This is a genomic window from Hyphomicrobium sp. (genome assembly GCF_041674905.1).
Classification (GTDB): domain Bacteria; phylum Pseudomonadota; class Alphaproteobacteria; order Rhizobiales; family Hyphomicrobiaceae; genus Hyphomicrobium_B.
In genome coordinates, this window is sequence record NZ_JBAYUV010000004.1 from 137,613 (window position 1) to 148,712 (window position 11,100).

At 62.9% G+C, this 11,100-nt stretch carries 10 protein-coding genes and 1 riboswitch; of the genes, 4 read left to right on the forward strand and 6 right to left on the reverse strand.

Annotated features, from left to right (window positions below; translation table 11 throughout):
• The gene (locus tag WC026_RS03085; RefSeq protein ID WP_372709335.1) at window positions 1–786 is read left to right on the forward strand and encodes a cobalt-precorrin-6A reductase; all 786 of its coding nucleotides are present in this window, start codon (window positions 1–3) and stop codon (window positions 784–786) included.
• Here the strand turns inward: WC026_RS03085 and cobJ are convergent.
• Genes cobJ through cobW form a run of 6 tightly spaced genes read right to left on the reverse strand, consistent with a single transcriptional unit; the run spans window position 756 to window position 8,487 of the window.
• Window positions 756–1,514: a precorrin-3B C(17)-methyltransferase gene (gene cobJ, locus WC026_RS03090; RefSeq protein WP_372709336.1), complete on the reverse strand. Its 759-nt coding sequence runs from the start codon at window positions 1,512–1,514 to the stop codon at window positions 756–758. The genes WC026_RS03085 and cobJ overlap by 31 nt on opposite strands.
• Window positions 1,511–2,254, reverse strand: coding sequence for a precorrin-2 C(20)-methyltransferase (locus WC026_RS03095; protein WP_372709337.1), 744 nt, complete (start codon window positions 2,252–2,254; stop codon window positions 1,511–1,513). Before WC026_RS03095 ends, cobJ begins: the two co-directional genes overlap by 4 nt.
• Window positions 2,251–2,892: a precorrin-8X methylmutase gene (locus tag WC026_RS03100; RefSeq protein WP_372709338.1), complete on the reverse strand. Its 642-nt coding sequence runs from the start codon at window positions 2,890–2,892 to the stop codon at window positions 2,251–2,253. Before WC026_RS03100 ends, WC026_RS03095 begins: the two co-directional genes overlap by 4 nt.
• Window positions 2,889–4,166: a precorrin-3B synthase gene (gene cobG / locus WC026_RS03105; protein ID WP_372709339.1), complete on the reverse strand. Its 1,278-nt coding sequence runs from the start codon at window positions 4,164–4,166 to the stop codon at window positions 2,889–2,891. Before cobG ends, WC026_RS03100 begins: the two co-directional genes overlap by 4 nt.
• Window positions 4,163–7,450, reverse strand: coding sequence for a cobaltochelatase subunit CobN (cobN, locus tag WC026_RS03110; protein ID WP_372709340.1), 3,288 nt, complete (start codon window positions 7,448–7,450; stop codon window positions 4,163–4,165). Before cobN ends, cobG begins: the two co-directional genes overlap by 4 nt.
• Window positions 7,450–8,487, reverse strand: coding sequence for a cobalamin biosynthesis protein CobW (gene cobW / locus WC026_RS03115; RefSeq protein ID WP_372709341.1), 1,038 nt, complete (start codon window positions 8,485–8,487; stop codon window positions 7,450–7,452). The genes cobN and cobW overlap by 1 nt, the downstream gene beginning before the upstream one ends.
• A 153-nt stretch (window positions 8,488–8,640) precedes the next feature.
• Window positions 8,641–8,823: riboswitch (cobalamin riboswitch) on the reverse strand.
• Window positions 8,824–8,882: 59 nt separating this feature from the next.
• On the opposite strand from cobW, the gene cobU reads away from it, so the two are divergent.
• From cobU to WC026_RS03130, 3 genes are all read left to right on the forward strand, one after another.
• Window positions 8,883–9,407 carry a bifunctional adenosylcobinamide kinase/adenosylcobinamide-phosphate guanylyltransferase gene (gene cobU / locus WC026_RS03120; protein ID WP_372709342.1) on the forward strand — a complete coding sequence of 175 codons (525 nt, stop codon included), beginning with the start codon at window positions 8,883–8,885 and terminating at the stop codon, window positions 9,405–9,407.
• Window positions 9,408–9,409: 2 nt separating this feature from the next.
• Window positions 9,410–10,030 (forward strand): cob(I)yrinic acid a,c-diamide adenosyltransferase, encoded by a 621-nt coding sequence (gene cobO / locus WC026_RS03125; protein ID WP_372709347.1) that lies wholly within the window; start codon window positions 9,410–9,412, stop codon window positions 10,028–10,030.
• A gap of 258 nt (window positions 10,031–10,288) precedes the next feature.
• The coding region (locus WC026_RS03130) for a cobyric acid synthase (RefSeq protein WP_372709343.1) at window positions 10,289–11,100 on the forward strand (812 nt) is incomplete at its 3' end.

An 11,100-nucleotide genomic window follows, 5' to 3' on the forward strand; every position in this document is an offset into this window, starting at 1 on the left:
ATGGACGCGACGATGCAACGACCGCTCAAGCTGCTGCTGCTCGGAGGAACGAGCGAGTCTTCTCGTTTTGCGAAGGACGCGGCGCGCATGCCGGGCGTCGCAACCTTGCTTTCGCTCGCAGGGCGAACGAACCAAGCTGCTCCCAGTCCGGTGCCGGTCCGCGTCGGCGGTTTTGGGGGCATCGACGGCCTTGAAAATTATCTGCAGCGAGAAAACGTCGATGTCGTTGTGGACGCGACGCATCCCTTCGCGGCGCAGATCAGCAGCAACGCCATCGCCGCTTGCGCCAAAGCGAATGTGCCGTTGATTGCGATCGAGCGGCCACCGTGGGAGCGTCGCGATCGCGACACGTGGAGCGAGCACGCGACCGCCGAAGACGCCATCGCGGCGTTGCCCGAGGCTCCGACCACCGTCTTCTCGGCGCTCGGACGCTCGGCGATCCCGTTGCTTTGCGCGCGGCCGCAGCATCATTACGTCATCCGTATCGTCGATCCGATTGTTCCGCCTCCGGAGCTTTCGGACACAGTCATCATTTCTGCACGCGGCCCGTTCCAGGCGGAAGACGATATCGCTTTGTTTCTTGAATATCGGATTGCGCGCGTGCTGGCGAAGAACGCCGGCGGGGACGCGGCTTACTCGAAAATCGAAGCGGCGCGGCAGTTGCAGTTGCCGGTTCATATGGTCGAGCGGCCGACAATCGCGAAACGACTTGCCGTCAGAACGAGCGACGATGCGCTGGCGTGGATCACGCATCTTCAGGCATCCCGAACAAAACGCGGCGTGTAAACCCACGTGCGGCCGTCGCTGCCGTGAACGGCGCGCGTCGAAGGCGATCCAATCAGAACAACCGTGCGCATGTCGCATAGCGCTTTCGATGCATCGGCTAATGTCGTGATCTCGATCGACTCGTCGGTGCGCCCGACAGCCCGCGCAAATGCGACGATGGTTTGCGGTGCGCGGACCGTCTGCAAAACCCGGAACGCTTCCTGGATTTGATCGGGACGCGCCTTCGAGGCCGGATTGTAGAGCGCAATCACGAAGTCTGCCTCGGCCGCAAGACGTAGGCGCTTCTCGATCATCGCCCAAGGTTTGAGGTTATCCGACAGCGAAATCACGCAAAAATCATTGCCGAGCGGGGCGCCAATGCGCGCGGCCGCCGCCAGCACCGCCGTCACGCCAGGCTCGACGCGAATGTCGATTTCGTTTGCAAGCTCCGGCGCGTTGTCGACGGATTCGAACACCGCCGCGGCCATCGCGAAGACGCCCGGATCGCCACCGGAAACGATGACCACGCGTTTGCCGGACGATGCGAGTTCGAGCGCTCGCCTCGCGCGCGTAAGCTCCTCGCGATTGTCCGAGGCTTCGAATATTTGCCCGCGACGCGGCGATAATCGCGCGAGATAGCTCTCGTAACCGAGCACAACATCGGCGGTCGAGATGGTTGCATCAGCGGCGGGCGTGATCCACTCGGACGGTCCCGGTCCCAGCCCAACGACGGTCAGTTGTCCGCTCATGCGATGCGCCGTCCTCGCCCGCCGGGCAAAAGAATAATCGAGAAATAGGGAACGGCGCAGTCTTCGAGTTCCGCGAGTGGCACGACCCGTTCGCCCTGCATCGTCCCGCGTTCGACGTAGATCGCGTCGGCGCTGCGACCAGCTTCGACGAGCGCCTGCTTGATCTTGTCGATGTTGTGACCGACCTTCATGATCACCGCCGCGTCAGCCGTCTTCAGATGTGATGCGAGAGCGGCACCGTCGAGCGTTCCGGGCAGCACCATCAGGATGTCGTCACCGTAGGTGATCGGCGCGGCGGCAGCGGTCCAGCATCCGGACATGCCCGTGATGCCGGGAACGACGCGAACGGGAAATGAGCGCCTGATGCGGTCATACATATGAAGGAACGAGCCGTAGAAAAATGGATCGCCTTCGCAAAGCAGCGCCACGTCGCGACCCTCGGCGAGATGACCCATGATGGCCTGCGCGCTTGCCGTATAGAAATCGCGGATGGCGTCGACGTAGGCCTCTTCGCGAAAATCGATTTCCGTCGTCACCGGATATTCGAAGGCGGCCTCGCTTGCCTCACCCGTTAAATGCGGCGCGGCGATGGTCCAGGCATGGCCTGCCCGACCTTTCTTGCGGAAGTGCGCGATGACCGGCGCGGTTTTCAGAATGCGCGCCGCTTTGAGCGTCACGAGTTCCGGGTCGCCCGGACCGAGACCGACGCCATACAATGTTCCAGATGGATTGACCGTCATTCGGCCTCGCTTGCAAGCGCGTTGACGGCTGCGGCAGCCATGGCGCTGCCTCCCTTGCGGCCTTTTATGATTGCGAACGGAACCCGGCCGTCGTTCGCAAGCGCGTCCTTCGATTCCGCCGCGCCGACGAAGCCGACGGGCATTCCGATGACGGCCGCGGGCTTCGGCACGCCTTCGTCGAGCATTTCCAAAAGACGGAACAGAGCCGTCGGCGCATTGCCGACCACGATGAGCGAACCGGCAAGATGCGGACGCCACAGTTCCATCGCGGCCGCCGTGCGGGTATTGCCGATGTCGTTTGCAATCTGCGGCACACGCGGATCGCGCAGCGTGCAGATGACGTCGTTCTTTGCCGGCAACCGCGCGCGCGTCACGCCGTCCGCGACCATCATCGAGTCGCAGAGGATCGGTGCGCCGTTCTTCAAGGCAGCCGATGCCGATGCAGCGAACGTCGGCGACATGACGAGATCACGCACGATATCGACCATGCCACAGGCGTGAATGATGCGAACCGCGACGCGTTCTTCCTCGGGGGAGAGTCCTGCGAGATCCGCCTCCGCGCGGATGATCGAAAACGAGCGCGCATAGATCGCGGCGCCATCGCGGATGTAGTCTTGGGTTTTTATCGGAGTCGTCATCGGGCATGCTCGATAATGAAACGTGCGACGGCGGATTCGATGTTTTCCGGACTTACGGCTGCAAGGGCGACGGCGCCTGTCGGGCCGTCGTTGCAGATCACGTCGTAACGGCCATCGCGCGCGACGAGTGTCAATGCGGCGGCTCCGCGCCGGGCACAGCCTTTCTCACAGCCCGACACATGGATCGAGGGCAAAAACGCGTGGCCGCGAACACGATCGGCGATGCGGCGCGCATCGCGCCGAGTGTCCGTTGTCGCGTTCGCACATCCGCGAGAGCCCGGGCAGACGTCGAAAAAGAGCCGGGGATCGTCAGGCGCCGTGATCAGGCCCTGGCGTTCCGCCTCGTTCAAGATTTGATCGCGTTGCGCATCCCGATTGACCGGAAAGACGAGAACACGCTGCGGGCTCATGCGCACGGCATCAAGTCCGGCGCTCGACGCGGCAGCATGCAACGCTTCGAGCTGATCCGCATCGATGCGGCCGAAAGGAAGGCCGACACTGGCGGCGAAAACCTGTCCGCAATGATCGTGCGAGCCGACGGGCGGCACTGCGACCGCGTCGGACCGAGCGGCTGCAAGTATTTCCGATTCAAGACCCGCAGCCGCATAGATCGTTGCGCTACCGCTGCGCGCAACCGCATCTTTCATTCGGCCTATCGACGGATCACTGATGCGACGCTCGAGGAAGACGGCTGCCAGCCGCGTCACGGTTTCGACAACGCGGCTCGACGCGAGACGCGCACTGACCTCCGAAGCTCCATCCAGCGAAACCGCATATGTTTCGGGGGCAATCGACGCTACCATGATGTCGGTCGCGCGATCGCCGACGCGCGGCGTGGCCGTTCCGGAAAAGCTCCATCCGAACTTAGCGGGCAATTCCCAGAACGCGCGATCCGCCAGCAGAGCGGCTTCGAGCTTCTGAGCAAGCGAACGAATATCGGCCCGAACTGGGTCAATGCCGCTCAGCGGATCGACCATAATATTGCGGATTGCTTCGGCGCCCTCATCGGCATCGATCAATCCGCTTTCGCCCAAGACGGTCAGCGCTTGCACATGACTTGTCGCATCAAGGCCGCGCAGTTGCAGATTGCCGCGATTGGTCAGATCGATTTCGCCCGAACCAAACTTAGCGGCCACTTTTGCAATCGTCTGTAAGTCCGAGACATGCAACGTTCCGACGCGCGGTCTCACCCGCAATATCAGTCCGTCGCCGGATTGCATCGGCCGCAACGCACCCGGACACCAGCCCTTGCGCAGGAGAGATCGCGTCGTCATTCCGCGGCCTCTCGCGATGAAGGTTCATCTCGCTTTACGTCGCCCGAGGCGCGCAGGTCGACATCGTTGCGGCGCGGATGCCATAGGCCTCGCGCGATGGCTTCCTCGAAGCGCCGCCGCATCGCGTCGATTGCGGCGGGATTCTCGCGCGCGATAAATGCGGCGACAGCCGGGTCACCGAGATAGGCCTGATAAAGCCGTTCAAATCCGCCATCATCGACGGCCTTTGCCGTTGCCGCGAATGCAAACGCCGCATCGACGCTCTGCGCCATCTCGGCGGCGCCGCGAAAGCCATGCCGCATCTGACCGTCGATCCAGCGTGAATTCGCGGCTCGTCCGTGAACGACGCGCGCGCATTCCTCTGCCAGCGTGCGAACGCGCGGCGCGTCGGGCGTGCCGGTGTCGCCATGATAGAGAGAGACTTTCTCGTTTCCGACGGAGGCCGCCGCCGCCGCGAAGCCGCCCTCGTGCGCCGCGAAATCGCCGCCTGTCAGAAGATCGATCTCGCGATGATCCTGGATGTGAACGAAAGCGTCGGCGCTTTTAACACGCGATGCGAAGCCATCCTTGGCCGCTTCCGAAGTGCTGTCGGCATTATAGGTATACGCGGAGCTTTCGATATAGGAGGCGCCGAGTTCGGCTTGGCTCGTCCACGCGCCGCGATCGATCAACTGCATGACGCCTGCGCCGAAGCTGCCGTCAGCCGGTCCGAAAATGCGATCCAGACGCGTTTCGGTCTTGGCATATTCGACAAGCGGGTTGTCGCCTGCGTCTTCGCGAAGTTGGGCGACAAGCGCGACGGCTGTGTCGAACAGCGCGAGCTGCGCGCTGAACATATCGCGGAACAGGCCCGATATTCTGAGCGTAACGTCGACGCGCGGCCGTCCGAGTTCCGCGATTGCTTCTGTCTCGACGCCCGTGACCCGATACGAACGCTCATCCCAAACCGGGCGAACGCCTAATAATGCGAGCGCTGTCGCAAGCTCCTCGCCGCCCGTGCGCAGCGTGGCGCTGCCCCAGAGATCCAACACGATGGCGCGCGGCCAGTCGCCATGGTCGGAGACGTACCGTTCAAGGATCGCTTTCGCGGCGCGCTTACCGTTCGCCCACGCGGTCGGCGTCGGGACGGCGCGCGGATCGACACTGAAAAGATTGCGGCCGGTCGGCAGAACATCGGATCGGCCACGGCTCGGCGCGCCTGCCGGACCCGGCTCGATGAACTTGCCGTCGAGGGCGCGAGCGATAGCATCAAGTTCCGTATCGTTCAGAACGTGCAGGCCGTCGCGAATGCTCAGCTCCTTCACGTCGCAGAGGAACGCATCGATACGCATCAGCGCGTCGGCGGTTGGCATGCCCGCCGTCAAACCGCAGCGCTCGGCGATGCCGGCGCGCGCGGCCGCATCGACGATCTGCCCGGACAATGCTTTCCTGCGGCGCGGGTCTAATCCGTCTGCTGATGAAAATTCGTCGACGAGACGTTCAACGTCGCTCAAGGGGCCGGACATTCCGGCATCAGTCATCGGCGGCGGCTGGTGACCGAGCGTGACGGCCGCGATGCGCCGCTTGGCCTGCGCGGCTTCTCCGGGATCGTTGACGATGAACGGATAGACGAGCGGCAAGGCCCCGAGGATCGCGCGCGGGGCACAGGCTTCGCTTCCCGCGATCGCCTTGCCGGGCAGCCATTCGAGCGTGCCGTGCGCGCCGAGATGGATGAGCGCGTCGATCTTCGCGACGTTGCGCAGCCAAAGGTAGAACGCGACGTAGCTGTGGCGCGGCGGAGTCGCGGGGTCGTGATATTCGGCCTTGCGGTCCTGCGGCTGACCGCGCTCCGGCTGCAATCCGATGATGACGTTTCCGAACTGCGTGGCGCGGAATGCGAACGCGCGGTCCTTACAAAATGCGTCATTGCCGGGTGCGCCCCAGGCCGACGTTACCAAATCCTGAAAGCTCAGCGGCAACTTCTGAAATGCGGTTTCGTAGTCCTTGAGCGGCCAGGAGATTTGCTTCGTCTCGTGCAGGCTGTCGACGATGCCACGCGCTGATTGCGGGACATGCGTCACGGCATAGCCGTCGCCCTGCAAGCGCTCGACGATGCGCAAAGTGCTTTCAAAGCCATCGAGCCCGACGGCGTGTGCAATCTGATCCGGCCGTCCGGGATAGGTCGACAACAGAAGGCCGACTCGGCGCTCGCTTCGCGGCATAGCACGGAGCCGCATCCACGCGGCTGCGAGGTCCGCGACGTGCGCGATCCCATGATCATAGAGCGCATGCTTCAGAAGCGAGACGCCGGATTCATTGATCGTATCGTCGGGCTCCTTGAAGGAGACGACACCGGCGAACAGCCGTCCGTCGAGTTCCGGCAGCACGACATGCATCGCCAGATCCGAGGCACTGGCGCCGCGTTGCGATCGCTCCCACAGCGCTTGCGACGCATTCGTCAGGGCAACCTGCAAGACCGGGCAGTTGGCGACGTCGAGAGGCGACGCATGATCGCTGTCGCGCGCGGCGAATGCCGTTGCATTGATGATGACGGCGGGAGACGTCTTAATTAGCTCGCGTCGTAGCCAGTCGGCCGCATCGGGAGCCTTCAGGCTCGGAACGAACATCGCCGTGACCGCGAGCCCGCGTTGCTCCAGAGCGTCGGCAAGCGCATCGATCGGCGCGACATCACCGGCAAGTAGATGCGAGCGATAGAAGACGACAACGGCGGCACCGCGTGCGGCCTTGCCCGAATTTTCGCGATAGACGCCATAGGCCGGAATGGCGCAAACGGCCGGCATCGCTTCGGCGTTCCCGGTCGCACGCGCTAACAACGCAGTGAGCGCCGCGCGCGTGTTCTCGACGCCGCCTTCGTCGAGCAGGGCTTCGAGATGCGCCAAATCATCGGCCGAAAGTGTCGAGAGCGCGGCGAGGCGCAAGTCGGGCCGTCCGTCGCCGGGGACGATTGCCAACGCGATGCCAAGCTCGCGACAGCGCTTGCTCAGTTGTTCGCCGCCGTAGCGCCAATAATCGAGGCCGCCGAGCAGGCGCACGAGAATGGCCTTCGCGCCGTTCACCGTCGCATCGATAAAAAGATCGACGGACATCGGATGCCGGAGCACGCTTAAATTGACGATGCGCAAGCTCGGCCGCGCTGCTTCCGGCACGTCGCGGAATGCGGCGGCGGCCATCGCCAGGTCTGAATCTGAAAACGACAGAACCAGAATATTCGCGGGCGAGAGTCCGAGGTCCTGCACGGCGGCAGCCTCGTCGAGCTCTCGGGCCTCGCGAACAACGATATGCATCAGGTTTTGCCCGTCAGCGTGCGAACGATCGCGTCGCGGTCGAGACCCTTTTGTCCGATGACGACGAGGCGGCCGATGCGCGTCTCATCCGGCTGCCAGGCGCGCTCATAACGTGTATCGACGCGCTCGCCCACGCCCTGTAGCAGAAGCCGCATCGGCTTGCCGCCGATCGCCGCGTAACCCTTCACACGAAGAACATCGTGAGCGTTGGCGACGGCCTTGGCGCGCGATGCGAGATCGTCGGGCGAGGACACTTCCGGCACATCGACGATGAATGTTTCGAAATCATCGTGATCGTGCTCGGCTTCGTTGTCGTGATGCGAGGGACGTGCCGCAAGATCGTTTTCAGCGGCAGCGGACAATCCGAGCAAGACACTCGCAGGCACTTGTCCTTCGCGCGCGGCGACGATCTTGATTGCACGCGGTACGTTGCGTTTGATCTCGTCCGAGAGGGCCTTGATATCCTCATCCGACAGCAAGTCGGCCTTGTTCAGAACGACGAGATCGGCGCAGAGAAGCTGATCCTCGTACACTTCCTCCAAAGGATTTTCATGATCGACCGAGGGATCGGCGGCACGCTGCGCCGCGACCTTCTCCGGATCGTCCACGAAGCGACCCGCCTTGACCGCCGGTCCGTCGACGACGGTCACCACACCGTCGACCGTCACGCGATTGCGGATATCGGGCCACTCGAACGCCTTGACGAGGGGCTTCGGCAAAGCAAGGCCGGACGTTTCGATGATGATGTGCTCGGGTACGGGCGTGCGGGATAGCAGCGCTTCGAGCGTTGGTATGAAATCATCGGCAACGGTGCAGCAAATGCAGCCGTTGGTCAGCTCGACGATGTTTTCTTCCGGACAGTTTTCGATCCCGCACGAGCGCAGGATCGTACCGTCGACGCCAACGTCGCCGAACTCGTTGACGATCAACGCCAGACGTCGACCCTCGGCTGTTTCTATCGCGTGGCGGACAAGCGTCGTTTTTCCGGCGCCGAGGAATCCCGTGACGATCGTGACTGGAACCTTGCGTGCAGTCATTAGGTGCTCCCGATGCGAACATTCCAATATGGGGATGGCCGCGCATGCGCGCGACCGCGTGACGAATTTCGCATCAACTAAGGGAGCGCACCGAATGGCGCGATAAGAGCTGTGTGCTGCATATTAACCTTTCCGCGCCCCGCCGGCGCCGGTTCGAGTTGGCTGTCTGACGGCAGGTTTCCTGGCTCGCGGGTCGCGGCATCTGGCAACCTTCCCGGGATTACCCAGTGGTATTTTGCCATGTGCTCGCCGCCTACAGTTGCGGGGGCAGCTGCGGAGTTAAACCGCATTCCCTTTAAAACCCTCTTGCGAGGGACCATCAGCCCAATCGATAAGTGAGCCCCCGTGCTTCGTCAATCGCCGAACGCGCCTCACACATCAATCGAAAGCTGATTATGTCCGATCACATCCTGCCGCCGCTAACCTTGGTCCTTGGGGGTGCGCGGTCCGGCAAAAGCTCCTATGCGGAAGGACTGATGTCGGCGTTGCCCCTGCCGTGGGCCTACGTTGCGACGGCGGAAGCGTTGGATGATGAAATGCGCCGGCGTATCGAGCAGCATCAGGCCCGGCGCGGAGCCGGTTGGCTCCAATACGAAGCTCCGCTGGACATCGCGACGACGCTTTCCGGGGATGCCGCCGATCAACCGTGTCTCGTCGATTGCCTGACGCTCTGGCTGTCGAACCTGATGCACGCTGAACGGCATATCGCGCAGGAGACGGCCACACTCGTCGGCGCGCTTTCGAAACGGTCCGCACCCTGTATCATGGTCGCGAACGAGGTCGGACTGGGCATCGTGCCCGACAATGCCTTGGCGCGGCGGTTCCGCGATGAAGCCGGATGGCTCAATCAGCGCATCGCCGCAGTTGCGGATTGCGTTGTATTTATCGCCGCTGGATTGCCGATGACTTTGAAAGGTTGATGATGAGCGCTTCCGAACCCGCCGCAGACGATGCGGAACGTCACAAGTCGAAAATGGCGAAGCGCAAGGCCGTGCAGGACGCCGAAGTCGCGAGCAAGACGATCGAAAAAGGCGTGCTGCTCGTTCACACGGGGCCGGGCAAAGGAAAATCAACGGCGGCGTTCGGGCTGGCGCTGCGTGCGCTCGGCCACGGCTGGCGCATCGGCGTCGTTCAGTTCATCAAGGGCGCGTGGCGGACCGGCGAGCGCGATGCGCTGATGCGCTTCGGCGATCAGGTTTCCTGGCACACGATGGGCGAGGGTTTCACCTGGGAGACACAGGACAGGGAACGCGATATCGCCGCCGCAACGCGCGCTTTTGCGAAGGCGCAAGAACTGATGGCCGATCCGACGATTCGTCTTTTGATCCTGGACGAATTGAATATCGCGCTCCGCTACGACTATCTACCGGTCGACGATGTCGTCGCGGCGCTTCGCGCGCGGCGTAGCGATCTGCACGTCGTCGTCACGGGACGGAATGCAAAGCCGGAACTCATCGCGCTTGCCGATGGCGTCACCGAAATGGGCGCCGTCAAGCATCACTTCACGGCGGGCATCAAGGCGCAGGAAGGCATCGAGTTTTAGTGAGGTCCGATCTTGCACAAGTTTGCCTACTCTCCTCCTCCCCTCCCCCTTGCGGGGAGGGGTCGGGGGTGGGGGGTCTACGAAGACCTGATCGCGCGAGCAAGTCTTCGGCTCTTTCTTTCGCCAATCATTTTGGCAGGCCATCCGCCTGGTGCTTCACCCCACCCCTAACCCCTCCCCGTCAAGGGGAGGGGAATAAGCGGGAAGCGCACGACAAGAACGCGCATTAATGGCGGCGGTAAAATTTTGAGGGAAAATATGCCGGCGCGGGCGTTGATGTTTTCAGGCACGGGATCGGACGTCGGCAAGTCGCTGATCGTTGCCGGGCTCTGCCGTCTGCTCGCCAATCGCGGCGTCCGCGTCGTGCCGTTCAAGCCGCAGAACATGTCGAACAACGCAGCGGTGACGGCTGACGGCGGCGAGATCGGCCGCGCGCAGGCGTTGCAGGCGCGGGCCGCGCGTGTTGCGCCGACGGTGCACATGAATCCAGTCCTGTTGAAGCCGCAGAGCGAAACGGGTGCGCAGATCATCGTGCAGGGACGCATGGCGGGCTCAGCGGGAGCGCGCGATTTTCAGACGAAGAAGCGCGATCTGTTGCCTGCGGTGCTGGAAAGTTTTGCGCGTCTCAAGGCCGACGCTGATCTCGTCCTCGTCGAAGGCGCGGGCAGTGCCTCGGAGATCAATCTGCGTGTCAACGACATCGCCAACATTGGGTTCGCGCGTGCGGCCGACGTTCCGGTCGTGTTGATCGGCGATATCGACCGGGGCGGCGTCATCGCAAGTCTCGTCGGCACGAAGTACGTTCTCGACGCCGAAGACGCGGCGATGATCCGCGGCTTCATCGTTAACAAGATGCGCGGCGATGCTTCGCTGTTCGCGGACGGAATGGCCGCGATCGCGCGGCTCACGGGATGGGCGCCTCTCGGTCTCGTTCCCTATTTCGACGAGGCGCGAAAGCTTCCGGCGGAGGATGCGCTCGGGCTGCGCGATTTATTGAAATCGAGTTCGTCCGGGCGCACCGGCAAGTTGACGATCGCGGTGCCGATGTTGCCACGCATTTCAAACTTCGA